Here is a 25,731-nt window from a genome sequence, read left to right as displayed (position 1 = left end):
AAGATGAGTCACGACTCTGCACAACAGACCGCTGACCGAGGAGCCGGCTGATGCTGACGATGCAGGGCGTGTCCAAGAGCTTCCTGGGGGTGCGTGTGCTCCATGACGTGGAGCTCGACCTCGAACGGGGTGAAGTCCATGCTCTGGTGGGCGAGAACGGCGCCGGCAAGTCCACCTTGATGAAGATTCTCGCCGGCGAGCACATCCCCGACGCCGGCACCATCACGATCGACGGCACCGCGCACACCTTCACCCACCCGGCGCAGGCGCAGGCCGCCGGAATCGGCATCATCCACCAGGAGTTCGCGCTCCTTCCCCACCGCACCGTCGCCGAGAACGTCTTCCTCGGCCGTGAACCGGTCCGCCGCGGACTCGTGGACCGCGGGGCCATGGAGCGCCGTACCGGTGAACTCCTGGCCGGGATCGACGAAACCGGCATCACCCCGCGCACCCTGGTCCGGGAGCTGTCCGTGGCGCGTCAGCAGACCGTCGAGATCGCCAAGGCCCTCGCCTCCGACGTCCGTGTCCTCGTGATGGACGAACCCACCGCGCCCCTCGCCGACCACGAGAGCGAACTCCTCGCGGCGCTCGTGCGCCGGCTCGCCGCGCGCGGCCTCGGCATTCTCTATATCTCGCACCGCCTCCCCGAGATCTTCGCCCTCTCGCAGCGCGTCACCGTCCTCAAGGACGGCCGCCGCGTCACCACCCTGCGCACCGCCGAGACCGACGCGGACGAGGTGGTCCGTGGCATGGTCGGGCGGGAGCTGACCGCCTATTACCCGCCGCGTGCCCGCCCGGCGGAGATCGGGGCGGAGCGGCTCACGGTCACCGGCGGCGGCAACGCTCGTATTCATGACATGAACCTGACATTGTGGGCGGGAGAGGTCGTCGGCGTCGCCGGCCTCCAGGGATCGGGACGTACGTCACTGGCGCGCGCCCTGTTCGGTGCGGCCCCCTTCACCACGGGCACCATGACCGTCGGCGGCAGACCGCTGCGCCCCCGCCGTCCGCGCCAGGCCATCCGCGCCGGCATCGCGCTGGTCACCGAGGACCGCAAGACGGAGGGTCTCGCGCTGCACCAGTCGGTGCGGGACAACGCGCTGCTCGTCACCCGGGCCGTCGCCCCGCGCGGCGGGCCGCCGACAGGCAGGGAGATCACGGCGCTCCTGGAGCGCGTGCGTCTCCAGGCGCGTGGCGAGGACCAGCGGACGCTGTATCTCTCGGGCGGCAACCAACAGAAGGTCGTCATCGCCAAATGGCTCGCGGCCCGGCCCCAGGTGCTCCTGTTCGACGAGCCGACCCGCGGCGTCGACGTCGGCGCCAAGGCCGCCATCCACACCCTCGTACGTGAACTCGCCCGTGAAGGACTCGCCGTACTGATCATCTCCTCGGAACTCCCCGAGCTGATCGGTATGAGCGACCGGATCCTCGTGATGTCCGAGGGCCGTCTCGTGGGCGAACTGCCCGCCGGCGCCGAGGAGGAGAGCATCATGCGACTCGCCACCAGCGGGCGCCGGGGCGGACAGGAGGAGGCCGCGTGACCGCGACCGATCGCGGACCGATCGCCCGGCCCCGGGCCGGCGTCCGCCTCCGTGGGGTCCGGCTCGGCGATCCCGTCGTCGGTGTCTGGCTCGCGGCACTGACCGTCACTCTCCTCGGCTGGATCGTCGTCGCCGCCCGGGGCGGGGATTTCCTCACCACCACCAACGTGGTCGCGATCCTGCAGAACAGCGTCGCGCTCGGCCTCGTCGCCGTCGGCCAGTCCGCCGTCATCCTCACCGGCTCCCTGGATCTGTCGGTCGCCTATCTCATCAGCCTCGGCACGCTCGTCGCCGCCGAGACCATGGCGAGCGGCGGTGTGGTGACGGCCGTGATCGCCGTTCTCGCGCTGTCGGCCGCGGTCGGGCTCGCCAACGGACTCATCGTCACCGGCCTGAAGGTCAACGCGTTCATCGCGACGCTGGGCACGGCGTTCATCCTGCGCGGCTGGATCGAGGACAACTACACCGGCCCCGCCGGGAAGGTACCGGCCTCCTTCCAGCACCTCGGCTATGACCGCGTCGGTCCGGTGCCCGTCTCCGTGTTCCTCCTCGCGGCGGTGGCCGCCGCGGTGTGGTTCCTCACCCGCCGTACCCGCCTGGGCCATCACATGTACGCGACCGGGGGCGACGAGCACGCCGCCAGGCTCTCGGGCGTCCGGACCCGCCGTACCGTCGTCATCGCACACGTCATCTGCTCGCTGTGCGTCGGTGCGGCCGCGCTGTTCCTCGCGGCGCGCCTCGGCGCGGGAGCGCCCTGGGCGGGTACGGAGGCCCGCTACGACCTGGAGTCCATCGCCGCGGTGGTCCTCGGCGGCACCGCGCTGGCCGGTGGTCGCGGCGGGGTGGCGGGGACCCTCGGCGGTGTCCTCGTCCTCGCCGTTCTCGACAGTGTCTTCAACCAGCTGGCCGTCGACCCGTTCTTCAAGAACGTGGTCCGCGGTGTCGTCATCATCGCGGCCGTCGCCGTGTACGCCAGGCCCCGCCGTGCCGCGAAGGGAAGGCCGACCGCATGACCACGGCAACCGTCACCCGCCACGGCAAGCGCGTCGTACGGGCACTGGGCACCAGCACCCCCGTCTTCGTGCTGCTCGCCGTACTGCTCGCCGCGCTGGCCCTCACCGATCCGGGGTTCTACGAACCCGACCGCCTCCTCTCCTTCGTCAAGCGCGCCGCGCCTCTCGTGATCCTCGCCGCCGGTCAGTATCTGGTCATCGTCTGCGGGGAGTTCGACCTCTCCGTAGGGGCGATCGTCACGGCGGGTGTCGTGGTCGCCGCCGAGCTGTACGGCTCGTTCCCCGGTGCCCCCTGGGCGCTGGTGACCGCCCTGCTGCTCCTCGCGGGCGGGGTCGCCGGACTCGTCAGCGGGCTGATCACCACCGCCCTGCGGGTGCCGTCGTTCATCACCACCCTCGGCATGATGCTGATCCTCGAAGGCGCGGTGTTCTTCTGGACCGGCGGCTCCCCGCAGGGCGCACTGCCGACCGCCTTCCGCCAGCTCGGGCGCGGCGCCGCGTTCGGCTGGCTGCCCTGGGCGGTGATCGTCTGCCTTGTCGTCGGCGCCGCCGCCGTCCTGCTGATGCGCTCGGACTTCGGCCGTACGCTCGTCGCCACCGGCGACAGCGAACGCGCCGCGGCCCTCGCCGGTGTGCGGGTCCCCCGGGCCCGGATCATCGCCTTCGTCCTCTCCGGGGTCGCCGCGGCGATCGCCGCCGTCCTTGTCGGCGGCTTCTCGGGCGTCTCGGCCCAGGCGGGCAGGGGCTACGAGTTCGAGGCCATCACGGCCGTGGTGCTCGGCGGTGTGGTCCTGGGCGGCGGCCGGGGCTCCGTCGTCGCCGCCATGGCCGGCGCCTTCTCCCTGCAGGCGCTGTTCACCCTGCTCAACCTCCAGGGCGTCTCCGGCGCGCTGGAGTCCACCGTCCAAGGATGCATCGTCATCGCCGCCGTCGGCCTGGGAGCCGCCGACTGGTCCCGGCTGCGCCGCCGACGTAAAAACCCCTCGGGAGGACAAGCCTCATGACAGCGATCCGCCCCCCGCGCAGAAGTCCGCTCCGCGGCCGCGCCCTCACCTCGGCCGCCGCACTGCTCGCGGTGGGTCTCCTCGCGTCCTGTACGAGCGACACGCCACCGGACTCCCCGGCCGCGCCCGGCAGCGCCTCCGCCACGGCGGACGACTCCGGCAGCGGCAAGCAGTCGGAGTTCTTCGAACAGGCCGAGTACGAGCGTCAGTTGGCCCTCGCCAAGGAACAGCCACAGGGCCCCGCGGGCAAACCGTGGGAACAGATGCTCAGCCCCGAGCTCACCGACACCACCCAGTACAGGACGCGGAAGGCGGGCGGTCTGCACCTCTGCTTCTCCAACGCCGGTGTCTTCAACCCCTGGCGCCAGGTCGGCCTGAAGAACATGACGGCGGAGGTCGAACTGCACAAGGAGATCGGCGAGTTCACCGTGCTCGACGCGCAGGGCAAGGACGACAAGCAGATCTCCGACATCCAGGAGCTCACCGGCAAGGGCTGCGACGCGCTGATCGTCTCCCCGAACACCACCGCCACGCTCACCCCCGCGGTCGAGCAGGCCTGCGCCAAGGTGCCGGTCATCGTCTTCGACCGCGGTGTGGAGACGGACTGCGCGGTCACCTTCATCAATCCGGTCGGAGGCTATGGATACGGGGCGGTCGCCGCCGACTTCCTCGTCGAGAAGGTCAAGCCCAAGGGCAAGATCCTCGCCCTGCGCATCTCGCCCGGTGTGGACGTGCTGGAGACCCGCTGGTCGGCCGCGAAGGTCGCCTTCGACAAGAGCGGACTCGACGTCGTGGACGTCAAGTTCACCGATGGTGACCCGGCCAAGGCCAAATCGGTCGTCGCCGACGCGCTGACCCGGCACGGCTCCATCGACGGCGTGTGGATGGACTCCGGTGCGACGGCCGTCGCCGCGGTGGAGGCGTTCGAGGACGCGGGTCAGGACGTACCGCCGATCACCGGCGAGGACCAGCAGGACTTCCTCCAGGCGTGGAAGGACAAGAACCTCACCGCGTTCGCCCCGACGTACCCGACCTTCCAGTGGCGTACCCCGGTCATCGCCGCTCTGAGGATCCTTCAGGGGCAGCAGGTCCCCAAGGAGTGGAAGCTCCCGCAGCCCTCCATCACCCAGGACACCCTCGACGAGTACCTCAAGCCTGGGATGCCGCCCCTGCACTACGCGATGTGCGGCTGCGCCGATCTGCCCGGATACCCCGAGGACTGGGGAGGCAAGGGATGACGCGGTTCCCGCTCGGCGCCAATCCGTGGATCTGGCACTCCCCCGTCGGGACCGACGCCCTGGCCGAGGTGCTTCCCAGGCTGGCCGGCTGGGGTTTCGACTGCGTCGAGCTACCGCTGGAGCGGGCGGAGGACTGGGAGCCGGCGGCCACCGCCAAGCTGCTGGACACGACCGGACTCGCCCCGGCGGCCGTGATCGCGGTCATGCCGCCCGACCGGAACCTCGTACGGACCGATCCGGGCACCGTACGGGCCACCCAAGACTATCTGCTGCGGTGCGTCGACGCGGCGCACACGGTGGCGGCCCCCGTCGTGGCGGGCCCGGTGTACACCGCCGTCGGACGCACCTGGCGCATGAGCGCCGGGGAACGGGCCGCCGCCTACGCGGAGTTCAGGGAGAACATCGCGCCCGTGGCCGACCACGCGCGCGCGGCGGGGGTACGGATCGGGGTCGAGCCGCTCAACCGGTACGAGACCGGTCTGCTCAACACCGTCGGCCAGACCCTCACGGCCCTGGAGGGCCTCGACGCGTCGGTCATCGGCGTCGCCCTCGACACCTACCACCAGAACATCGAGGAGCGCACTCTGCCCGGTGCCGTCCATGAGGCCGGCTCCCGCATCGTCCACGTCCAGGTGTGTGCCAACGACCGCGGCACCCCCGGTGCCGACCATCTCGACTGGGCCGGGTTTCTCACCGCCCTGGACGGGCGCGGCTACCGGGGCTCCCTGTGCATCGAGTCGTTCACCGCGCACAACAACGCGATCGCCGTCGCCGCGTCCGTGTGGCGCCCTCTCGCCCCCACCCAGGACGGGATCGCCACCGACGGCCTCGCCTTCCTCCGCCAGGCGCTCGGCACTCCTTGATCACCCCTTGATCGGTACCGCACCCGCACACCGAACTCCCTCAGAGAGGAACGGTCATGAGCCGTCATACTCGCGGCATAAGAAGGGCGGTCGTCGCCGCGGCAAGCGCGTTATTGCTCGGGTTCGCCGCGCTTCCCGCCGCCGCCACCGCCGCGACCAGTGAGGAACCCGCCTTCCGTGCCCTGCTCTTCACCCGCGCCGTGGGATACGTCCACGGATCCATCCCCGCGGGTATCAAGATGTTCGAGGAAGAGGCGGCCGAGAACAACTTCGAGATCGTCCAGACCGCCGACCCGGCCGTATTCGACGACGAGAAGCTGAAGGACTTCGACGCCATCGTCATGCTGCAGAACTCCGGCATGGTCTGGGACACCGACGCACAGCGCGACGCGATGGAGACATACGTACGGAACGGTGGGGGCGTCGTCGCCCTCCACAACACCCTCGACATGGGCGTCGAGGAGCAGTTCCCGTGGTGGGACGAGACCATCAACGGCGGCGTCCACATGCCGGCCCACTCACCCGGTGTGCTCCAGGGAACGGCCAAGGTCGCCGACCGCGTCCACCCCTCCACCAAGGGCCTGCCCGAGCGCTGGGAGCGCCCGGAGGAGTGGTACAACTTCGACCGCAATCCCCGCGGCGACGTGCACGTCCTGGTCACCGCGGACGAGACGACATACGACCCGGGCGGCTCCGCGATGGGCGCCGACCACCCCATCTCCTGGTGCCGCACCACCCAGGGCGGCAAGGTCTGGGCCACCGCGATGGGCCATGACACCCCGGCGTACAGCGAGGCGTACTTCCGGGACCATGTCATCGGCGGACTGAAGTGGGCCGCGGGCACCGAGGCGGGTGACTGCGGCGGCACCGTCTGGAGCGGCTACGAGAAGGTCACCCTCGACGACAACACCGCCGACCCGATGGAGCTCGACGTCGCCAAGGACGGCCGTGTCTTCTACGTCCAGCGTGGCGGCGAGGTCAACATCTTCGACCCCGAGGCACACTCCACCGTCACCGCGGGCAAGCTCGACGTCTACACCGGCGGCGAGGACGGCCTGATCGGCATGGAACTCGACCCGAACTTCGCCGACAACGGCTGGATCTACCTGTACCACGCCCCCGCCGGAGCCACCCAGGACATCAACCGTCTCTCCCGCTTCACCATCAAGGGCGACACACTCGACCCGGCCAGCGAGAAGAAGCTTCTCGACGTTCCCGCCTACCGGGACCGCACCTTCCCGGAACCCGGACACACCGGCGGCGCCGTCGAGTTCGGCCCGGACGGCACGCTCTATCTCAGTGTCGGCGACGACGTACCGCCCAACCTCGACCCCAACTGGCAGGGGTACGCGCCGATCGACTGGCGTCCGGGCAAGGAGATGCTCGACGCCGCGCGCACCGCCGGCAACACCAACGACCTGCGGGGCAAGATCCTGCGCATCAAGCCCACCAAGAGCGGCGGCTACACCATCCCCAAGGGGAACCTCTTCAAGCCGGGCACCAAGAAGACCCGCCCCGAGATCTTCGCGATGGGCTTCCGCAACCCGTTCCGCTTCACCGTCGACCCGAAGACCGGCTACGTCCATGTGTCCGACTACGGTCCGGACCGCGGAGCCCCCACCACCGACAGAGGGCCGGAGGGCCTCGTCGAGTACAACGTCATCAAGAAGGCGGGCAACTTCGGCTGGCCGTTCTGCCACGGCAACAACCAGGCGTACGCCCCCTACAACCCGGACACCCAGGAAGTCGGCGCCAAGTTCGACTGCGCGAACCCGACGAACCCCTCCCCCAACAACACCGGGCTCACCGACCTGCCGGACCTGACCCAGCCGGAGATCTGGTACGGGTACGACACCTCCGAGGAGTTCCCCGAGATGGGCTCCGGCGGCTCAGCCCCGATGAGCGGCCCGGTCTACCGCTACGACAGTGAGAACCCTTCCACGACGAAGTTCCCCGCCTACTTCGACGGAGCCGGCTTCTTCTACGAGTGGGCGCGCAACTACGTCAAGGAGATCCGGTTCGACCAGGACGCGAAGCTCCTCAAGATCAACGACTTCCTGTCCTCGGTGAACTTCAACAAGCCGATGGACATGACCTTCGGCCCCGACGGCTCGCTGTACGTCCTCGAATGGGGCAGTTCCTTCGGCGGCGGCAACAACGACTCGGGCCTGTACCGCGTCGACTACGCCCAGGGGCAGCGCATCCCGGTCGCCAAAGCGTCGGCCTCCGTCACGAACGGGGCCCTGCCGCTCGACATCGCCTTCTCCGGCGAGGGCAGCACGGACCCGGACGGCGACGCGCTGACCTACGCGTGGGACTTCGACGGAAACGGCACGTACGACTCCACCGAGGCGGCCCCCACCCACACGTACGCCACGGCGGGGGACTTCACCGCCCAGCTCAAGGTCACCGACTCGACCGGTAAGTCGGGCTACGCCAACATCCCCATCACCGCGGGCAACACCGCCCCGAAGGTGACCATCGACTTCCCGGTGAACGGCAAACTCATCACGTTCGGCGACAAGATTCCGTACAAGGTCACGGTCACCGATCCGGAGGACGGACCGATCGACTGCTCCAAGGTCACCGTCAACCCGGCCCTCGGCCATGACGACCACGAGCACCCGACCACCGACATCCCGGGCTGCGAGGGCACCGTCGACACCGGTGACCTGGGCGGCCACCCCGAAGGCGCGGACCTGACCTACGTACTCAACGCGAAGTACACCGACGAGGGGGCCCCGGGAGCCTCCACGCTCACCGGCTACGGCCGGTCCGTACTCCAGCCCCGACACAAGCAGGCGGAGTACCACGACGCGCAGTCCGGCACGCGCGTGGTCTCGCAGGCCGGCGCCGAGAACGGCAAGCGTATCGGTGACGTCAGCGACGGCGACTGGATCGCCTTCGATCCGATGAGCGTCGAGGGCATCAGCGGCGTCAGCTACGCGCTGTCGTCCCCGTACGGCGTCGGCGCGATCGAACTCCGGGCGGACTCACCCGACGGGGAGCTCCTCGCCACCACCCCCGTCCCCAACACCGGAGGCTGGGACACCTACCGGTCCACCCCGGCCGTCCCGGTCGAGGCGCTCGCGGGCACCCACCGGCTGTATCTGGTCTTCACCTCACCGCAGGACAACGCGTTCGATGTGGACGCGGTGGAGTTCATCAGCCCGTAGCCCCTGACAGCGATACGGCACGTGCCGCGCGCCCGGTGACTCCACCGGGCGCGCGGCGCGCTTACGCGCGGCGCTCGTGGCCGCCGGCATCGCAAGGCGGAGGATCGGCGTTGTGGATGGCCCGGCCGTACGAGGACGATCCGACAACGCGGCGAGGTGCCGTGCCAGGCGTCGCAGGCCCACGAAGATCGACCGGACAGGCCCTAGGGCGTGTCTGACAAATCCATCCTGGCTCACGGCGTCTGGCACGCGCGCTCGCTGCGTTGTCGGGCCCGTCCACGTAGCTCCGCTACGAGGACGACCCTCCGCCTTGCGATCGCACGCACCAGACGCCGTGAGCCCCGCCCTCCGGGCGGACGGCGCTATTTATCAGACACGCCCTAGCCCAACTCCAGCTCCCCGACCTTCTCGCCCTCGCTCATCTCCCCGGTCGGCCGGAATCCGAGCCCCAAGTAGAAACCCTCGGGGCCGTCCCCGCCCGGGTGCCAGGTGGTGGTCATGCGGGTGCCGCCGCGGCGGCGGATTTCGGCGGCCACGGACTCGACCGCGAAGCGGCCATAGCCGCGGCCCTGTTCGCCGGCCGCGATGTTGAGCCGCCACAGCCCCGAGCGGATGTCGGTGCCCGTGCCGTCACCCGCGAAGTCGATGTCGAGGAAGGCCATGAGAAAGCCGACGGGCCGATCACCCTCGAAGATGATGCGGGGCCATGCCACGTCTGGGTACACGTACGCCTCGGCGAGGGATTTCACGACCGGCGCGACCAAGTGCTCCTGGTCGGGGCGAACCCTCAGGCCGATCGCGACGTCAATGTTGGCGGCAGTAACCGGTGCCAACCGGAGCGTGATCGTCATGCGAAAACCGTAAGCCGACGGTCAATCAGTTTTTTCGGCGCCTCACCCCTCCCGCATGGGACCGGACCCACCTCGACTCCCTGCCGTTCCTCGGCTTGCTCGACGTCATGGGTCTTGAGCCGCTTGCCCGAGCGTCGGCCGGCCCACAGGACCACGTGGAACACCGACGACTCCGGGCCGCGCAAGTTCTATCGAGTCAGCCCCGACGGCGCTCTGGTCCGCACCGGACTGCTGCGCGAGTGGCAGACTCTCGGCGCCTCGATATCACGACTGACCCAGGGGGACCGTTGAGTAAGTCGCATGCGTCCGGCACCGGCACGCTGACCGACCGTTACGTGGCGGAGGTCGTCCGGCGCATCCCGGCCGACCAGCGCGGCGACGTGGCCGATGAGCTGCGCGCCACGATCGCTGACACCGTCGAGGCCCGCGGCCCGGCCGACGCGGAGGCCGCCGAGCGCGAGGTGCTCACCGAGATGGGCGACCCGATCCGGCTCGCCGCCCAGTACGCGGACCGGCCGCTCGCACTGATCGGGCCCGGACTCTACCCGACGTACATACGGCTCCTCACGGTCTTGCTGTCCACCGTGCTGCCGGTGGTCACCGCCCTGAGCGCGGTGCTCGGCGTCCTGGACGGCCAGGGGTCCGCAGAGGTGATCGGCGGGGCCGTCGGGACAGTGCTCTCCGTCGGCGCCCAGATGGTCGCCTGGCTCACCGTGGTGTTCGCCCTGATCGAGCGGTCCGGCAAGCGGTCCGGCACGGTCGGCGGGGCCTGGACGCCCGACGACCTGCCGGAGCTCCGCGCGCCGAAGAAGCGCGGCGCGGCGGCCTGCACCGGGATGGCGTGGCACGCGCTGCTGATCGCCCTGATCGTCTGGCAGCACACGGCGCAGCCGTACCGGACCGACGACGGCATACGCCTCGACGTGCTCGACCCGGGCCTGTGGTCGGGCTGGATCTGGCCGATCCTGGCCGGACTCGTCGGCCTCGTGACGCTCGACGCGATCCGGGTGGTGCGGGTGTGGACGCGTACGTCGGCGGTCTGGAGCCTCGCTGCCGAGGCGGCCTTCGCGCTGCCGCTGGCGTGGGTCCTGCATCGGCAGGAGTTCTTCAACCCGGCCTTCCTGTCCGACGTCAACGGCGGCTGGCAGATCCCGGACTCGTTCCACACCGTAGTGGCAGTGGGGGTCCTGGCGGTGGGTGCGGGCGAGGTGGCGAAGCGCTTCCGCGAGGCGCGGGGCTGAATCCGCGGGGCTGAGTCCACGGGGTCAGGTGTCGGGGACGGAGCAGGCCTTACGCGAGCGGGTATGGCCGGCCACCTGATCAACAGCCCGGCTCTCGGTCGTGATAGCCGAGTTCGAGGTAGCGGGTGCGGGTGCTCCAGGATCCGAGGTCGGGCGTGTCGGCCAGGACATCGTGCCAGGGCTGGGCGCCGGGAGCCGCCGCCTCGCCGGAAGCCGCCGCCTTGCCGGGAGCCGCCTCGCCGGAAGCCGCCTTACCGGGAGCCGCCTTACCGGAGGGGTTCCCCTCGTCGTGCGCGGGCAGCGGACAGCCGGGGCGCCCGGCCCAGAGCCGCACTCCCGACCGCGCCTCGGACTCGCGGACCGGCTCCCACCAGCCCACCGAGAACATGCCGGCGAGCTGGTGCATGGCGATGAAGCTGGCCACACCGCCCTCGGGGTCCGTGCGGTCCGGGCGCTCGGTGAGGGCGTGCCACAGGATGTACATGTTCGGTAGCCGCACCTCGGGCTGGAAGCGGTACACGAGCCGCTCCAGCCTGATCGAGCCGATGCGCGGCAGCTGTACCCGGGTGAGCGGGACGACCTCGCGCTCGCCGCCGGTCCAGGTCAGCGTCTCGTTGCGGCCCAGGTAGCCGGGCTCGCCGAAGACCGTCACGTGGAGGCGTTCCCTGCGATCAGGCCGGCGGTTGTGCAGCAGGCCCGCGCCGGCGACGGCGCCGCCCACGGAGGCCAGGCCCGCCAGGAGGATTCTGGTCTTGCGCTTCATCGGGACAGGGCACCTCGCTTCTGGCGGGACGGGCGCCTCCATCATGCGCCACCGACGGCCCGCTGATCTACCGTCAGGCCCGGTGCGGAGGAGGACCTCCATGGGGCCCCGCATCCCGCCGCCCGCGTCGCTGCCCGGCCCGACCAGCCCCCTTCCCCAGGGCCTGGCGGGGACGATCTTGCTCAGCCCAAGAAGCTCAGCCGAACCTGACGGTTGACATTGGAGATGTTGGTGTCGACCAGACACACGGACTGCCAGGTCCCCAGTTCCAGGCGTCCGCCGATCACCGGCAGCGTCGCGTGCGGGGGTACCAGGGCGGGGAGGACATGGTCCCTGCCGTGGCCCGGGGTGCCGTGGCGGTGGCGCCAGCGGTTGTCGGCGGGCAGGAGGGTCTGGAGCGCGGCGAGCAGGTCGTCGTCGCTGCCGGCGCCGGTCTCGATGATGGCCACGCCGGCGGTCGCGTGCGGTACGAAGATATTCAGCAGGCCGTCCCGGCCCGCCGCGCCGGCCCGGAGGAATTCCTCGCAGGCATGGGTCAGATCGGTCACCGCCTCATGGGTGCCGGTGGTGACGTTCAGGGTCCTGGTGGTGAATGCGTCGGGCATGTCTCCATCTTCCCGCCCGCCCCGGGATCGCGCGTCCGCCTGCCGAGACACCATTGACCGGATCCGGAAACGCTCACTACGTTTCGAGGCATGTTGCGTTCAGCTCTGCTCACCACGCGCGGTCACATCGACCTGCTGCGGGTGGCGTCCGCCGCGTGTCGTCGCGGCTGCTGACCTCTTTCTCCCCTCGGGGCCCTTTCCTTCCCCTTCGCCCCGCTTCTCTCGTCGCCCCGGTCGGCGTGTCCCGCTGACCGTATGCCGCCGTACCCCTGCGCGTCGGCGCGCAGCTATGGAAAGGCCACTTCCCGATGAGCATTCATCTCCACTGGTTCCTGCCGACCGGAGGCGACGGACGTACGCTCGTGGACCGGCACGCGTACACCGACGGCGGCATCAAGCGCTCCCGGGTCACGCCGGTGAGCGGTGTCAGGGCCCCGGACATCGACTATCTGGCGCAGATCGCCAAGGCCGCCGAGCATCTGGGCTTCGAGGCGGTACTGACGCCGACGGGCACCTGGTGCGAGGACGCCTGGCTGACGACGGTGGCGCTCGCGCAGCAGACCGAGCGGCTGAAGTTCCTGGTGGCCTTCCGCCCGGGGCTGATCTCACCGGTGCTCGCCGCGCAGATGGCGGCCACGTACCAGCGCGTCACCCGGGGCAGGCTGCTGCTCAATGTGGTGACCGGTGGTGACTCGACCGAGCAGCGCCGCTTCGGCGATCATCTCGACCACGACCGCCGTTACGCCAGGACCGCGGAGTTCCTCTCGGTGATCCGGGGCGTCTGGAGCGGGCGGCCGTACGACTTCGACGGTGAGCACTACCAGGTGGAGGGCGGGCTGACGGCGCTGCCGCCCGACCCGCTGCCGGAGATCTTCTTCGGTGGTTCGTCCGCGGCGGCGGGACCGGTCGCGGCCGAGCACGCGGATGTCTATCTGACCTGGGGCGAGCCACCGGCCCAGGTGAAGGAGAAGATCGACTGGATCCGCGGTCTCGCGGAGGAGCGGGGCCGTACGGTCCGCTTCGGCATCCGGATGCACACCATCTCGCGGGACACCGCCAAGGACGCCTGGGCCACGGCGAACCGGCTGCTGGACGATCTCGATCCCGAGACGGTCGCGGCGGCCCAGCAGGCGCTGGGCAAGAGCGAGTCGGTGGGCCAGCAGCGGATGATCGCCCTGCACGGCGGGTCGCGCGACCGGCTGGAGATCGCGCCCAATCTGTGGGCCGGGGTGGGTCTGGTACGGGGCGGCGCGGGCACCGCGCTGGTGGGCAGCCACGCGGACGTGGCCGACCGGATCGAGGAGTACCACGAGCTGGGGATCGAACACTTCGTCCTGTCCGGCTACCCGCATCTGGAGGAGGCGTACTGGTTCGGGGAGGGCGTGACGCCTCAACTGGCCGCGCGCGGGCTCCTCGCGCACGTCCCGGCCTCACCGCTGCTGGGCGTGCCGGCGGCGAACGGCCGTCCGGCGTCCGCGCCCGGCGGCGCTCCGCTGCTGCTCTCCGGGGGCCGGTGAGAGCAACCGGGGCCGGACCGGCCGGCTCGGGGGAAGATTCCCGTCCCCGAGGCTGTTGGTAGAAACGTGAACGACTTTGGGGTGCGGGACATCGATGTGGTGGTCGTCGGCGCCGGACAGGCTGGTCTGTCCGGCGCCTACCATCTGCGGCGGTCGGGTCTGGAACCCGACCGCGACTTCGTCGTACTGGACCATGCCCCACGGCCCGGCGGTGCCTGGCAGTTCCGCTGGCCCTCGCTGACATACGGCAAGGTGCACGGCATGCACTCGCTCCCCGGCATGGAGCTGACCACCGCGGCGAGCGACGACGGCCGGCCCTCCTCGGAGGTCATCGGGGCGTACTTCACGGCGTACGAGCGGCGCTTCGGCCTCCGGGTCCACCGGCCCGTGGACGTACGGGCGGTACGCGAGGGCGACGGCGGCCGGCTGCTGGTGGAGACGTCCGAGGGCAGCTGGTCGGCCCGGGGGCTGATCAGCGCCACCGGGACCTGGGACCGGCCCTTCTGGCCGCGCTACCCCGGCCAGGAGACCTTCCGGGGGCGGCAGTTGCACACCGCGCACTATCCGGGGCCCGACGAGTTCGCCGGGCTTCGGGTGGTCGTGGTGGGCGGCGGGGCCTCCGGCACCCAGCATCTGATGGAGATCGCGGAGGTGGCGGCGGACACCACCTGGGTGACGCGCCGGCCGCCCGTCTTCCGCGAGGGCCCGTTCGGCGAGGAGCAGGGGCGGGCGGCCGTCGCGCTCGTCGACGAGCGGGTACGGCGGGGACTGCCGCCGAGGAGTGTGGTGTCGGTCACCGGGCTGCCGGTCAACGAGGCGATCAGGCGGGCCCGCGAGACGGGGGTACTCGACCGGCTGCCGATGTTCGACCGGATCACCCCCGACGGCGTGGCCTGGGACGACGGGCGGACGGTGGAGGCCGATGTGATTCTCTGGGCGACCGGGTTCCGGCCGTCCGTCAGCCATCTGGCACCGCTCGGGCTGCGTGAGCCGGGCGGCGGTATCCGGGTCGAGGGGACACGCGCCGTACGGGACGAACGGGTCCATCTCGTGGGGTACGGGCCCTCGGCCTCGACGATCGGCGCCAACCGGGCCGGACGGGCGGCCGTACGCGAGATCAGGCAGCTGCTGGCGCGCGAACCGGCCGTGGCCTGACAGCACGGAACCCCGGGGCCGCACGAGCCCCGGGGCCGGGTGGCGAAACGATCAGTTCGAGCCGTTCGCGGCTTTGCGGATCTGGTTGAACTCCTCGACGTTGCGCCGCTGTTCGGCGTATTTGTTGGTGAAGCGGGTGTCCCCGGGCCGCACGGTGACGAAGTACAGCCAGTCCCCGCTCGCGGGGTTGAGCACCGCGTTCATCGCTTCCTCCCCCGGGTTGCCGATCGGCGTGGGCGGCAGCCCCTTGCGCCCATAGGTGTTGTACGGGCTCTTGATCTTCGTATCCGCGTGGCTGGTGTTCAGCGTCGTACGGTTCAGCGCGTAATTCAGCGTCGAATCCATCTGGAGCGGCATGCCCAGCGACAGCCGGTTGTGCACGACTCTGGCGACCTTCCCCATGTCCGCCGTCGAATCCGCCTCCGCCTGCACGATGCTGGCGATGATGACGGCCTGATAGGTCGACATCCCGGCGCGCTGCGCCCCGGCGCTGATACGGCCCGCCCCGAACCGCTGGTTGGCGGTGTTGACCATATAGCTCAGCAGATTGGCCGGGGTCGTCGCGGAGCCGACCGGATAGGTGGCCGGGAAGAGGAAGCCCTCGGGGTTGCCCTTGGCGGCCTCGGGCAGCCGCAGCCGCGCGGTGCCCGCCGCCTTGCGGGTGGTACCGGCGGACAGGCCGAGCGCCTGGTCGACGGAGACATAGACGTCGGCGGCGCGCCGGCCCTCCGGAATGACCAGGGTGGTCCGCTTCTCGCCCTCGCTGTCCCCGGTCAGCAGGAGCACGGGAACCAGCACCATGGCGGCCACGACCAGGATCACGGTCAGCAGCAGGACCACCCGGCCACGGCGGGTCAGACGGGGTCTGTGCCCGGGGCTCTTCATCATGCGGGCACGCTAACCCGGAGTGATCGGCGAACCCGGCACTTCAGGCGCGCCGACACGGCCGACGCGGCAATACCATACGAACGGCATACGATCGGCCGCGAGCCACCCCTCCCCGGCGGCCGGACCGGACACGGAGCGTACACACTCCCGCTCACCGAGCGCCGTGCTGTCACACCCCGTCCCAGCGGTGCCGTCACCCACCGTCCCAGCGGTGCCGTCGCTCCCTGTCGCACGGGGGCGGCGGCACTGCCGTGTCACGGAGAGACCGACGCCAGTTCCTCGGCGGGCTGCTGCGTCGGCCGGCCGTCCCTGCGCACCAGGGCGGCATAGCGGCCGTCCTGCTCGATCAGCTCGTCATGGGTGCCCCGCTCCGCGATGGCGCCCGTGTCGAGGACCACGATCTGGTCCGCGTCCCGCACGGTCGAGAGCCGGTGCGCGATGGTGAGGGTGGTACGCCCCTCGGAGAGCGCGTCGATGGCCTGCTGCACCGCGTGTTCCGTACGGGTGTCCAGCGCGCTGGTGGCCTCGTCGAGGATCAGCACCGGCGGGTCCCGCAGGATGGTGCGGGCGATCGCGAGCCGCTGCTTCTCGCCGCCGGAGAACCGGTATCCGCGCTCACCGACCAGCGTCCCGTAGCCGTCGGGGAGCGAGCTGATGTGGTCGTGGATCTGGGCGGCTCTGGCGGCCGTCTCGATCTCCTCGTCGGTGGCTTCCGGCTTGGCGAAGCGCAGATTCTCCGCCACCGAGGCATGGAACAGATACGTCTCCTGCGAGACGACGCCGACGGCCCGCGCGAGCGTGTCGAAGTCCAGGTCGCGTACGTCGACGCCGTCGAGCAGGACCCGGCCGCCGGTCACGTCGTACAGCCGGGGTACGAGATAGCTCAAGGTGGACTTGCCGGAGCCGGTGGGGCCGACGACGGCGAGGCTGCCGCCGGACGGGACCGTCAGATCGATCCCCCGCAGCGTCTGGCGCCCCTTGTCGTCGTAACTGAAGTCGACGTCCTCGAACCGCACTTCACCGCGGATCGTGTCGAGCTTGACCGGCCGTTCCGGCTCGGTGATGTCGACGGGCAGATCGAGGTACTCGAAGATGCGCTGGAAGAGGGCGAGCGACGTCTGCATGTCCACGCCGGTGGAGAGCAGGCTCACGGCGGGCCGGAACAGGCCCTGTTGCAGCGAGACGAAGGCGACGAGCGTACCGATGGAGACGGCCGTGCCACCGGCGCCCAGCGCGATGCCCGCGGCCCAGTAGATCAGGGCGGGCATGGCGGCCATGACGATGCCGATGGTCGACATCCGCCACCGGCCCGCCATGTTGGAGCGCACCTCCAGGCCGACCAGCCGCTCGGACTCGTCGGCGAACGATGTGGTGAGCGAGTCGGCCCGTCCCATCGTGCGGCCGAGGAGGATGCCGCTCACCGAGAGCGATTCGGTGACGGTGGCGGCCATGGTCGCCATCTGCCGCTGGCGGTCCGTGGTGATCTTCTTGCGTTCGCGGCCCACGCGGCGGCTGATCCAGACGAACACCGGCAGCAGCACCATCGAGACGGCGGTGAGCCGCCAGTCCAGGGCGAGCATCGCGACGACCGAGGCGACGACGGCCGTGAGGTTGGAGACCAGAGAGGTCGCGGTGGAGGTGACGGTCGCCTGCATACCGCCGATGTCATTGGCGATACGGGACTGGACCTCGCCGGTCCTGGTCTTGGTGAAGAACGCGAGCGGCATGCGCTGGAGCCGGCCGTAGACGCCGGTGCGCAGATCGTGCATGACCCGCTGGCCGACCGTGGTCGAGATCAAGGTCTGGAGCACGCCGAAGACGCTGTTGACGACGGCCGTGAGGATCATGCCGAGGGCGAGCAGACTGAGCAGTCCGGTACGGCCCTGCGGTATGGCGGTGTCGAGTATCTCGCGCAGCATGAACGGCGACGCGACCGTGACCAGCGACGAAGCGCCGACGAGCAGCCCGACGATCGCGAGCCGGGCGCGGTAGGGACGGAAGAGGCCGAAGATGCGCCGCAGCTGGGCGGGCGGCTCCGGCTGCCCCGGATCATCGGGGCGGGACGAGGGTGTCCACGTCGAGCGTTCGGGTTTCATGGGCTCCTTCGAGGGCTGAGGGGCTGCGGCGGGGGCTCGCGGCTACGGGCGCATCCACGGGCCTCGCCGAGTCTAGCTCACTGTTACCTATGTTCACAATGACCATAGTCCTGATATTATTCCGCCATGAACTCCCCCGACGCCGACGGCCTGCTGGCGGAGCAGCTGCTACGGCTGACCCGCAGGCTCCACCGCATCCAGAAGCGGCAGTTGGAGCCGATCGGCATCACTCCCGCGCAGGCCCGGCTGCTGCGTACCGTCGCGTCCTACGACAAGCCGCCGCGGATGGCCGACCTGGCCCAGCGTCTCGAAGTGGTGCCCCGGGCCGTGACCTCCCTGGTCGACGGGTTGGAGGCGAGCGGCTCGGTGCGCCGCGCCCCCGATCCGACCAACCGGCGCGTGATCCGTATCGAGCTGACCGACACCGGCCGGGACACGCTGCGGGCCCTGCGCGTGGCCCGCCGGACGGCCGCGAAGGAAGTCCTGGCCCCGCTCGCGGCCGAGCAGCGCGAGGTTCTCGGCGGGCTGCTCTCGACGCTGGTCGAGGGCGGACCCGAGCGCCACTGCTGACCGCGGCGCGGAAGAAGTCCAACAGCCCGTTCCCAAGAGTCCAATCGGACCCTTGCGTATCACCTTGCGATCGCCCGCGTCGGCGGCCAAGGTCCTTTCCGAGGTTCACGCACCAGCCGCGCACGTCAACTCCCCCTTGGAGGGTCGATGCACGACGCAGCACAGGAGAACCCCGGTACAGAAGACACATCCCTCGGTGACGACAGAGCCCAGGGAGAGGTCAGCCGCCGCTCGGTTCTGCGGACCACGGCGGGTGTGGCGGGCGCCGGGCTCGGCCTCTCCGCGCTCGGCGGCGGCACCGCGGCCGCGGCCGGGCCCGCCGCGGCCGCCGGAGCCGCGGAATCCGCCGCGTCCGCCGGCTCCTCGGCGCCCCCGCGCACGGGCCGCACCATGGCCGGGGTCCCGTTCGATCGCCGCACGACGGTACGGGTCGGCATCATCGGCCTCGGCAACCGCGGCGGCGGCGTGATCGACCTCTTCCTCGCCGTCCCGGGCGTCCGCGTCGTCGCCCTCTGCGACCCGGTGAAGGCGAAGACCGAGAGCGCCGCGGCGAAGGTGGTGAGCGCCGGTCAGCCCGCACCCGCCGTCTACACCAACGGCGAGGACGACTACGAGAATCTCTGCGCCCTCGGAGATCTCGACTTCGTCTATGTGGCCACGCCCTGGGACTTCCACTTCGAGATGGCCAAGTCGGCGATGCTGAACGGCAAGCACGTCGGGGTGGAGTGTCCGATCGCCATGCGCCTCGACGAGCTGTGGCAGCTCGTCGATCTCTCCGAACGCACCCGGCGGCACTGCATGCAGCTGGAGAACTGCTGTTACGGGAAGAACGAGATGCGGGTCCTGCGCATGGCCCACGCGGGCAAGTTCGGTGAGCTGCTGCACGGCGCGGGCGCCTACAACCACGATCTGCGCGGGCTGATGTTCGACCCCGACTACTACGAGGGGCCCTGGCGCCGGCTCTGGCACACCCGGCTGCGCGGCGATCTCTACCCCAACCACGGCTTCGGCCCGGTCGCCAACTACATGGACATCAACCGGGGCGACCGCGCCGTCTCCATCACCAGCGTCGGCACGCCCGCGCTCGGGCTCGCCGAGTACCGCGCCGCCCATATGCCGCCCGGCGACCCGAGCTGGAAGGAGACGTACATCGAGAGCGACCGGACCATCAGTCTGGTCAGGACGGCGAAGGGCCGGGTCATCCGGCTGGAGCACGATGTGTCGACGCCACATCCGTACAGCAGGATCAACAGTCTCGGCGGCACCAAAGGTGTGTTCGAGGACTATCCGGAGCGCATCTACATCGAGCCGGACCACACCGATGACTCCTGGGGTGATTTCGGGAAGTACGCCGACTGGGACCACTGGCTCTGGAAGGAGCACGCCAATCCGCCCGGTGGCCATGGCGGGATGGACTACATCATGGTCTTCCGGCTGATGCAGTGCGTCCGGCTGGGCCTCGTGCCCGACTTCGACGTGTACGACGCGGCGACCTGGACCGCGCCGGTGCCGCTCAGCCACGCGTCGCTCAAGGCGAACGGGGCCCCGCAGCAGATCCCCGACTTCACACGCGGCGAGTGGCGCAAGGCCCGTGCGGGGGTGGACTCCGGCAGACCCGAGGAGTGATCCGAACCCCGTGGGTGCGGGGCCGTACGGCGCGTGACGTACGGCCCCCGCACCCGTCCGGCCCACCGCCTCCGGGCCCCCTCCCGCTGGCTCGTTCTGGCTCATTTCGCGGAAAACCCATTGCCCCGGGCACTCCGATGAGGCGAACCTTGCACGGTTTGGGCCACTCCACGAGTCATGGGACATCATGCAGATTCGCGACCTTCCGTATCCCGATCCAGGGATTCCCGATGCCAGGTCGGGCCCCCGGTTCCTGCTGTGGCTCGGACGCAGTCAACTGGGCGGACAGATCAAGGCCGTGTGCTGGGGCCTGCTGCACTTCACGGGCATCGGCGGGCTCTCGGTGGGCGCCGGGCTCGCCGTCCAGGCGGTGATCGACCGCTCCGGCGGCCGGCTCGCGTTCGCCGGCGGCTTCATCGCGCTGTGCGGCGCCGCCATCGCGATCGGCGACACCATGCTGCACCGCACCGCCGTCACCAACTGGATCACCGCCGCCGCGCGCCTCCAGCAGCTGCTGGCGCGCAGGACCGCACAGCTCGGCGCGGCGCTGACCCGCCGGGTCGCCGCCGGTGAGGTCGTCGCGGTCTCCACCGGCGACGTCGAGAAGATCGGCTGGTTCGTGGAGGCGCTCTCGCGCTTCCTCGCCGCCTTCATCGCGATCGTGCTGACCTGTGTCGGACTGGTGCTGTACCTGCCGGAGCTGGGGACGCTGGTCGCGATCGGCGTGCCGGTGCTCGCCCTCGCCGTACTGCCGCTGCTCCCCCGCGCCGCCCAACGGGCCGACGTCCAGCGCGAGAAGGCGGGCAAGGCCACCGAACTGGCCTCGGACACCGTCGCCGGACTGCGGGTGCTGCGGGGCATCGGCGGCGAGGAGCTGTTCCTCGGCCGCTACCGAGCCGCCTCGCAGGAGGTGCGCGAGGCCGCCGTGCGCAGCGCCCGTATGTGGTCGCTGATCTCGGCGATCCAGGTACTGCTGCCGGGCATCATGCTGATCTCGGTCATCTGGTACGGAGCCGGGCTCGTGCTGGACGGCAGGATCGAGGTCGGCGGTCTGGTGACCGTCTACAGCGCGGTGACGCTGCTGCTCTTCCCGCTGCGGCACTTCGAGGAGATCGCCATGGCGTACTCCTTCTCCCGGCCCTCGGCGAAGCGCGCGGCCCGGGTGCTCTCGCTGCGGCGGAGCGCGTTCGAGGACGAGCGCGGCGGGCTGGACGACGCCCGGCCGACGGGGGATCTGTACGACCCCGCCACCGGACTCCGCGCCCCGTCCGGGCTGCTGACCGCCGTGGTGTGCGGAGATCCGGACGCGGCGGGGCGGCTCGCCGAGCGCCTCGGGGGCCATCCCGCCGGCGAGGAGAGGGGCGCGTCCGTGCTGCTCGGCGGGGTGGCACTGGACGATCTCCCGCTGGACGCGGCGCGGGCCAGCGTCCTCGTACAGGACAAGGACCCGGTGCTGTTGTCGGGGACGCTCAGGGAACTGCTGGACATCCCGGCCTCCGGCGCGGTCGATCCGGAGAAGGCGCTGGCCGCGGCCCAGTGCGGCGATGTACTCGACGCGCTCGTCCAGGCGTCGGTGGACGGCAGCGGCGACCCGACGCGGTCCAGGATCACCGAGCGCGGCCGGTCGCTCTCCGGCGGCCAGCGCCAGCGGCTGGCGCTCGCCCGTTCGCTGGTGACCGACCCGGAGGTGCTGGTGCTCGACGAGCCGACCTCCGCCGTGGACTCGCATACGGAGGCCCGGATCGCGCGGAGCGTGAAGGAGCTGCGGGCCGGCCGTACGACGGTGGTGTTCGCGTCCTCGCCGCTGCTGCTCGACCACGCGGACCGCGTGGTGTTCATCCATGAGGGCCAGGTCTCCGCGGTCGGTCTCCACCGCGAGCTGGTACGGAACGAACCCGGCTACCGGGCGGTCGTCACCCGCGAGCCCGAAGACGAGCGCGGCGAACAGAGACAGATCATGGAGCCGGCGTCAGCGCGGGCACGGGAAGAGATCGAGGAATCAGCATGATCGGCGTGGCCCCTCCGGCGTACGACCCGGCGGCGCCGGAGTCGGCGACGACCCTGCCGGTCGGGACGCCCGCGACCGTACGCGCCTATGTGGTCGAGCTGCTGCGCCGGCACCGCGGACCGTTCATCCTGCTGATCTCGGTCAACACGGTCTCCGTGATCGCCTCGATGGTCGGCCCGTATCTGCTCGGCGACATCGTCGAGAAGCTCTCCGACGGCGCGCGCGAGCTGCGTCTTGAGCGCACCGCCGCGCTGTTCGCGATCGCGCTGGTCGTCCAGACCGTCTTCGTACGGATGATGCGGCTGCGCGCGGCGATGCTCGGCGAGAAGATGCTCGCGGATCTGCGGGAGGACTTCCTCGTCAGATCCGTCGGGCTGCCGCCCGGTGTGCTGGAGCGGGCGGGGACCGGCGATCTGCTGTCCCGGATCACCACCGACATCGACCGGCTGGCGAACGCGATGCGCGAGGCCGTGCCCCAGCTCGCGATCGGCCTCGTCTGGGCGGGGCTGCTGCTCGGCGCGCTGACCTTGACCGCGCCGCCACTGGCGCTCGCGGTGCTGCTCGCGGTGCCGCTGCTGGTCGTCGGCTGCCGCTGGTACTTCAAGCGCGCGCCCTCCGCGTACCGTTCGGAGGCCGCCGGATACGCGGCCGTCGCGGCCATGCTCGCCGAGACCGTCGACGCGGGACGGACCGTGGAGGCGCACCGCCTCGGCGGGCGCCGGGTGGAGCTGTCGGAGCGGCGGATCAAGGAGTGGACGGCCTGGGAGAGGTACACGCTCTGGCTGCGCTCCGTGCTGTTCCCCGTCATCAACCTCACCCATACGACGATCTTCCTGGCCGTGCTGGTGATCGGCGGGGTCTTCGTCCTCCAGGACTGGATCACCGTCGGGCAGCTGACGACGGGCGCGCTGCTCGCCCAGATGCTGGTGGATCCGGTCGGCATCATCCTGCGCTGGTACGACGAACTCCAGATCGCGCAGGTCTCCATCGCCCGGCTGGTGGGCGTACGGGACATCGAGCCGGACACGGGCGACGCGACGGTGGTCCCCGACGGGCGGGACGTCAGCGCCGACAAGGTGCACTTCGGCTACCGCGAGGGCGTCGACGTACTGCACCGGGTGACGCTGGACGTCAGTCCGGGCACCCGCGTCGCGCTGGTCGGTCCGTCCGGCGCCGGGAAGTCGACGCTGGGTCGGCTGCTCGCGGGCATCTACGGTCCGCGCATTGGCCGGATCACGCTGGGCGGCGCCGAGTTGTCCAAGATGCCCGCCGAGCGGGTACGGGAGCAGGTCGCCCTGGTCAACCAGGAACACCATGTGTTCGTGGGCGCGCTGCGCGACAATCTGCTGCTGGCACGCACGGGCGCGGAGGACGCCGAGCTGTGGGCCGCGCTGGCCGCGGTCGACGCGGACGGCTGGGCGCGGGCGCTGGACGACGGCCTGGACACCGAGGTCGGTTCCGGCGGTACGGCGCTCACACCGGCCCAGGCCCAGCAGATCGCGCTGGCCCGGCTGGTGCTCGCGGACCCGCACACGCTGGTGCTCGACGAGGCGACCTCGTTGCTGGACCCGCGCGCGGCCCGGCATCTGGAACGTTCACTGGCCCGCGTCCTGGACGGCCGTACGGTCGTGGCGATCGCCCACCGGCTGCACACCGCCCATGACGCGGATGTGATCGCGGTGGTCGAGGAGGGCCGGATCAGCGAGCTGGGCAGCCATGACGAGTTGGTGGCCGCGGACGGCGCGTACGCCGCGCTGTGGCGCTCCTGGCACGGATGACCGAGGGCGGAGGCGCCGCGCCTCCGCCCCCGGTCATCCGTGCGACAGGCGCCTGGGACAGCACGTGGTGCTGTCCCAGGCGCCTCACCGCCCCTCCGGGGACGGCACTCGAAGGGCGTCACGAAGCGACGGTGTCGGCGGCTTCCGCTTCGTCCGCCGGCGCGTGCGTGGGACGCAGCGGGCCCCGGGTGAGGATGTAGAGGAACAGGACGACCATGACAGCGACGCCCGCCCACATGGCCTGCTGCCAGCCGTCGACGAATGATTCCTGGGCGGCACGGATCAGCGCCCGCGCATGGGAACCCGCTCCATTCGCGGCCTCAAGGGCGTTCGCGACGCCTTCGCGGGCGGTATCGGCAGGGCCTTGGGGAACGCCGTCGAGCCGGGAGCCGATGGCGTCGCGGTAGCCGGAGGACAGGAGCGCGCCGAGCAGGGCGACGCCGAGCGCGGTGCCGAACTCCCGTGTGACGTCGTTGAGTGCGGAGGCGACGCCCTGGCGCTCACGCGGCAGGGTGCTGGTGATGGCCTCGGTCGAGGGCGTCATGGACAGCCCCATGCCGATCCCCATGGCGAGCATGCCGGGAAGAACGGAGAGGTAGCCGCCGTCGACGGAGACGAAAGTGGCCATGAGGGCGAGACCGGCGCCGGCCAGGAGGATTCCCGTCGCCATGGTGGACCGGCTGCCGATGCGTGCGGCCGGCCGGGGGGCGAGGCCGGAGGCCATCATCATGAGCACGGCCATGGGCATGAGCGCCAGGGTGGACAGCAGACCGGACCAGCCGAGCACGGCCTGGAAGAACGGGAAGAGGACCACGAAGATGCCCGCCTGGACACCGAAGACCACCAGGAGCGTTATCGAGCCGCCGGCCAGAGAGCGCTCGCCGAAGAGGCGCATGTCCAGGAGCGAGGCATCCCCGCGGCGCAGTTCCCAGGCCACGAAGCCGACGGCGGCGATGGCACCGACGACGAGACCGAGCAGGGTCACGGGGGCGGTCCAGCCTCGCTCGGGTCCCTCCTGCAGGACGAAGATGAGGCCGGCCACCGCGACGATGGAGGTCAGCGCGCCGACGGTGTCGAAGGTGTGCCCGGACTTCTCCTGGGAGTTGGGCACGGATCGCACCGCCATGACGAGGGCCACGACGACGAGTGCGACGGGCAGGACGAACAGCCACCGCCAGCTCGCCACGTCGACCAGGGCGGCCGAGAGGAACATGCCCAGGATGCCGCCGCCTCCGGCGACGCCGGTCCACACACCGATCGCCCGTCCGCGCTCCTCCTCCGGGAAGGTCGAGGTGATGACGGCGAGGGTGATGGGCATGATCATCGCCGCGCCCACGCCGCTGAACAGGCGTGCGGTGAGCATGACCTCGGCCGACGGGGCGAGGCCCGCCGCCACGTTGGCGACGCCGAAGATGGTCAGGCCGGCGAGCAGCATGGGCTTGCGGCCCCAGCGGTCGCCGATCGCGCCCAGCGGCAGGAGCAGCGCGGCCAGGCTGAGGGTGTAGATGTTGATGATCCACAGGATCGTGCTCTGCGAGGCGCCGAAGGCGACAGCGAGATCGGGCTGGGCGACGTTCAGCCCGGACACCGAGGCGATGACGGCCATCAACGCGATACAGACGGCCACCAGGATCGTGCGACGCCGGCGCGCGTCCGGCACGCCCTCGCCGGTGGCCCCGCTCGTGTGGGCGGCACTCACCTGTGGAAGCTGGTTCGTACTCATGGATTCCTCTCGAAAAGGGCATGCGGAGATCAGCGCCGGAGCAACAGCCAGGCCAAGGTGATGGGCCGGGAGCCA

At 70.6% G+C, this 25,731-nt stretch carries 21 protein-coding genes; 15 read left to right on the top strand and 6 right to left on the bottom strand.

Annotated features, from left to right (window positions below; all coding sequences use genetic code 11):
* Positions 1 to 50 precede the first annotated feature (50 nt).
* The 6 genes from ACIRQP_RS17605 to ACIRQP_RS17580 are packed head-to-tail and all read left to right on the top strand — an operon-like array spanning position 51 to position 8,835.
* The gene (locus ACIRQP_RS17605) at positions 51 to 1,541 is read left to right on the top strand and encodes a sugar ABC transporter ATP-binding protein (RefSeq protein ID WP_403890344.1); all 1,491 of its coding nucleotides are present in this window, start codon (positions 51 to 53) and stop codon (positions 1,539 to 1,541) included.
* A 20-nt stretch (positions 1,542 to 1,561) separates the two neighbouring features.
* Positions 1,562 to 2,554: an ABC transporter permease gene (locus ACIRQP_RS17600; RefSeq protein WP_403890662.1), complete on the top strand. Its 993-nt coding sequence runs from the start codon at positions 1,562 to 1,564 to the stop codon at positions 2,552 to 2,554.
* Positions 2,551 to 3,558, top strand: a complete 1,008-nt coding sequence (locus ACIRQP_RS17595; RefSeq protein WP_403890341.1) for an ABC transporter permease — start codon at positions 2,551 to 2,553, stop codon at positions 3,556 to 3,558. Before ACIRQP_RS17600 ends, ACIRQP_RS17595 begins: the two co-directional genes overlap by 4 nt.
* A complete protein-coding gene (locus ACIRQP_RS17590) occupies positions 3,555 to 4,796 on the top strand; it encodes an ABC transporter substrate-binding protein (protein ID WP_403890338.1) in 1,242 nt (413 codons plus the stop codon). The genes ACIRQP_RS17595 and ACIRQP_RS17590 overlap by 4 nt, the downstream gene beginning before the upstream one ends.
* Positions 4,793 to 5,659, top strand: coding sequence for a sugar phosphate isomerase/epimerase family protein (locus ACIRQP_RS17585; RefSeq protein WP_403890335.1), 867 nt, complete (start codon positions 4,793 to 4,795; stop codon positions 5,657 to 5,659). The genes ACIRQP_RS17590 and ACIRQP_RS17585 overlap by 4 nt, the downstream gene beginning before the upstream one ends.
* 56 nt (positions 5,660 to 5,715) lie before the next feature.
* Positions 5,716 to 8,835 (top strand): ThuA domain-containing protein, encoded by a 3,120-nt coding sequence (locus tag ACIRQP_RS17580; RefSeq protein ID WP_403890332.1) that lies wholly within the window; start codon positions 5,716 to 5,718, stop codon positions 8,833 to 8,835.
* Positions 8,836 to 9,215: 380 nt separating this feature from the next.
* On the opposite strand, the gene ACIRQP_RS17575 is transcribed toward ACIRQP_RS17580, so the two are convergent.
* Positions 9,216 to 9,686, bottom strand: coding sequence for a GNAT family N-acetyltransferase (locus ACIRQP_RS17575; protein ID WP_403890329.1), 471 nt, complete (start codon positions 9,684 to 9,686; stop codon positions 9,216 to 9,218).
* Between the two features lie 114 nt (positions 9,687 to 9,800).
* On the opposite strand from ACIRQP_RS17575, the gene ACIRQP_RS17570 reads away from it, so the two are divergent.
* Both ACIRQP_RS17570 and ACIRQP_RS17565 read left to right on the top strand, forming a co-directional pair.
* Positions 9,801 to 9,977: a hypothetical protein gene (locus ACIRQP_RS17570; protein ID WP_403890326.1), complete on the top strand. Its 177-nt coding sequence runs from the start codon at positions 9,801 to 9,803 to the stop codon at positions 9,975 to 9,977.
* Complete coding sequence (locus ACIRQP_RS17565; RefSeq protein WP_403890323.1) at positions 9,974 to 10,927, top strand: HAAS signaling domain-containing protein; 954 nt, start codon at positions 9,974 to 9,976, stop codon at positions 10,925 to 10,927. Before ACIRQP_RS17570 ends, ACIRQP_RS17565 begins: the two co-directional genes overlap by 4 nt.
* A gap of 79 nt (positions 10,928 to 11,006) precedes the next feature.
* On the opposite strand, the gene ACIRQP_RS17560 is transcribed toward ACIRQP_RS17565, so the two are convergent.
* Positions 11,007 to 11,690, bottom strand: coding sequence for a hypothetical protein (locus ACIRQP_RS17560; RefSeq protein WP_403890321.1), 684 nt, complete (start codon positions 11,688 to 11,690; stop codon positions 11,007 to 11,009).
* 182 nt (positions 11,691 to 11,872) lie between these two features.
* On the bottom strand, positions 11,873 to 12,295 hold the full coding sequence (locus ACIRQP_RS17555; protein ID WP_403890319.1) for a YjbQ family protein: 423 nt from the start codon (positions 12,293 to 12,295) through the stop codon (positions 11,873 to 11,875).
* Positions 12,296 to 12,385: 90 nt separating this feature from the next.
* On the opposite strand from ACIRQP_RS17555, the gene ACIRQP_RS17550 reads away from it, so the two are divergent.
* The 3 genes from ACIRQP_RS17550 (at position 12,386) to ACIRQP_RS17540 (ending at position 14,967) form a co-directional block, all read left to right on the top strand.
* Positions 12,386 to 12,469 (top strand): putative leader peptide, encoded by an 84-nt coding sequence (locus tag ACIRQP_RS17550; RefSeq protein WP_349817350.1) that lies wholly within the window; start codon positions 12,386 to 12,388, stop codon positions 12,467 to 12,469.
* 134 nt (positions 12,470 to 12,603) lie between these two features.
* Positions 12,604 to 13,812: an LLM class flavin-dependent oxidoreductase gene (locus ACIRQP_RS17545; RefSeq protein WP_403890316.1), complete on the top strand. Its 1,209-nt coding sequence runs from the start codon at positions 12,604 to 12,606 to the stop codon at positions 13,810 to 13,812.
* Positions 13,813 to 13,893: 81 nt separating this feature from the next.
* The gene (locus ACIRQP_RS17540; RefSeq protein ID WP_403890659.1) at positions 13,894 to 14,967 is read left to right on the top strand and encodes an NAD(P)-binding domain-containing protein; all 1,074 of its coding nucleotides are present in this window, start codon (positions 13,894 to 13,896) and stop codon (positions 14,965 to 14,967) included.
* A gap of 51 nt (positions 14,968 to 15,018) precedes the next feature.
* On the opposite strand, the gene mltG is transcribed toward ACIRQP_RS17540, so the two are convergent.
* Positions 15,019 to 15,855 (bottom strand): endolytic transglycosylase MltG, encoded by an 837-nt coding sequence (gene mltG, locus ACIRQP_RS17535; RefSeq protein WP_403890314.1) that lies wholly within the window; start codon positions 15,853 to 15,855, stop codon positions 15,019 to 15,021.
* 254 nt (positions 15,856 to 16,109) lie between these two features.
* Entirely contained in the window at positions 16,110 to 17,951 is a 1,842-nt protein-coding gene (locus ACIRQP_RS17530; protein WP_403890311.1) for an ABC transporter ATP-binding protein, read from the bottom strand.
* A 126-nt stretch (positions 17,952 to 18,077) separates the two neighbouring features.
* Between ACIRQP_RS17530 and ACIRQP_RS17525 the strand changes: the two genes are divergently transcribed.
* From ACIRQP_RS17525 to ACIRQP_RS17510, 4 genes are all read left to right on the top strand, one after another.
* Complete coding sequence (locus ACIRQP_RS17525) at positions 18,078 to 18,521, top strand: MarR family winged helix-turn-helix transcriptional regulator (protein ID WP_403890308.1); 444 nt, start codon at positions 18,078 to 18,080, stop codon at positions 18,519 to 18,521.
* A gap of 147 nt (positions 18,522 to 18,668) precedes the next feature.
* Positions 18,669 to 20,147: a Gfo/Idh/MocA family protein gene (locus ACIRQP_RS17520; RefSeq protein ID WP_403890304.1), complete on the top strand. Its 1,479-nt coding sequence runs from the start codon at positions 18,669 to 18,671 to the stop codon at positions 20,145 to 20,147.
* A gap of 187 nt (positions 20,148 to 20,334) precedes the next feature.
* The gene (locus ACIRQP_RS17515) at positions 20,335 to 22,155 is read left to right on the top strand and encodes an ABC transporter transmembrane domain-containing protein (RefSeq protein WP_403890301.1); all 1,821 of its coding nucleotides are present in this window, start codon (positions 20,335 to 20,337) and stop codon (positions 22,153 to 22,155) included.
* Positions 22,152 to 23,933 (top strand): ABC transporter ATP-binding protein, encoded by a 1,782-nt coding sequence (locus tag ACIRQP_RS17510; protein ID WP_403890299.1) that lies wholly within the window; start codon positions 22,152 to 22,154, stop codon positions 23,931 to 23,933. The genes ACIRQP_RS17515 and ACIRQP_RS17510 overlap by 4 nt, the downstream gene beginning before the upstream one ends.
* A gap of 118 nt (positions 23,934 to 24,051) precedes the next feature.
* On the opposite strand, the gene ACIRQP_RS17505 is transcribed toward ACIRQP_RS17510, so the two are convergent.
* Complete coding sequence (locus ACIRQP_RS17505) at positions 24,052 to 25,656, bottom strand: MFS transporter (protein WP_403890296.1); 1,605 nt, start codon at positions 25,654 to 25,656, stop codon at positions 24,052 to 24,054.
* Between the last annotated feature and the right edge of the window lie 75 nt (positions 25,657 to 25,731).

It is taken from the genome of Streptomyces sp. NPDC102274, from assembly GCF_044766385.1.
Taxonomy (GTDB): domain Bacteria; phylum Actinomycetota; class Actinomycetes; order Streptomycetales; family Streptomycetaceae; genus Streptomyces.
This window is presented reverse-complemented; position numbering and strand designations above follow the sequence as displayed.

Coding starts and splice junctions, on each gene's coding strand:
- ACIRQP_RS17605 (WP_403890344.1), top strand. CDS start 51: ATGCTGACGATGCAGGGCGTGTCCAAGAGCTTCCTGGGGGTGCGTGTG.
- ACIRQP_RS17595 (WP_403890341.1), top strand. CDS start 2,551: ATGACCACGGCAACCGTCACCCGCCACGGCAAGCGCGTCGTACGGGCA.
- ACIRQP_RS17590 (WP_403890338.1), top strand. CDS start 3,555: ATGACAGCGATCCGCCCCCCGCGCAGAAGTCCGCTCCGCGGCCGCGCC.
- ACIRQP_RS17585 (WP_403890335.1), top strand. CDS start 4,793: ATGACGCGGTTCCCGCTCGGCGCCAATCCGTGGATCTGGCACTCCCCC.
- ACIRQP_RS17580 (WP_403890332.1), top strand. CDS start 5,716: ATGAGCCGTCATACTCGCGGCATAAGAAGGGCGGTCGTCGCCGCGGCA.
- ACIRQP_RS17575 (WP_403890329.1), bottom strand. CDS start 9,686: ATGACGATCACGCTCCGGTTGGCACCGGTTACTGCCGCCAACATTGAC.
- ACIRQP_RS17560 (WP_403890321.1), bottom strand. CDS start 11,690: ATGAAGCGCAAGACCAGAATCCTCCTGGCGGGCCTGGCCTCCGTGGGC.
- ACIRQP_RS17555 (WP_403890319.1), bottom strand. CDS start 12,295: ATGCCCGACGCATTCACCACCAGGACCCTGAACGTCACCACCGGCACC.
- ACIRQP_RS17550 (WP_349817350.1), top strand. CDS start 12,386: ATGTTGCGTTCAGCTCTGCTCACCACGCGCGGTCACATCGACCTGCTG.
- ACIRQP_RS17545 (WP_403890316.1), top strand. CDS start 12,604: ATGAGCATTCATCTCCACTGGTTCCTGCCGACCGGAGGCGACGGACGT.
- mltG (WP_403890314.1), bottom strand. CDS start 15,855: ATGATGAAGAGCCCCGGGCACAGACCCCGTCTGACCCGCCGTGGCCGG.
- ACIRQP_RS17530 (WP_403890311.1), bottom strand. CDS start 17,951: ATGAAACCCGAACGCTCGACGTGGACACCCTCGTCCCGCCCCGATGAT.
- ACIRQP_RS17525 (WP_403890308.1), top strand. CDS start 18,078: ATGAACTCCCCCGACGCCGACGGCCTGCTGGCGGAGCAGCTGCTACGG.
- ACIRQP_RS17520 (WP_403890304.1), top strand. CDS start 18,669: ATGCACGACGCAGCACAGGAGAACCCCGGTACAGAAGACACATCCCTC.
- ACIRQP_RS17515 (WP_403890301.1), top strand. CDS start 20,335: ATGCAGATTCGCGACCTTCCGTATCCCGATCCAGGGATTCCCGATGCC.
- ACIRQP_RS17510 (WP_403890299.1), top strand. CDS start 22,152: ATGATCGGCGTGGCCCCTCCGGCGTACGACCCGGCGGCGCCGGAGTCG.
- ACIRQP_RS17505 (WP_403890296.1), bottom strand. CDS start 25,656: ATGAGTACGAACCAGCTTCCACAGGTGAGTGCCGCCCACACGAGCGGG.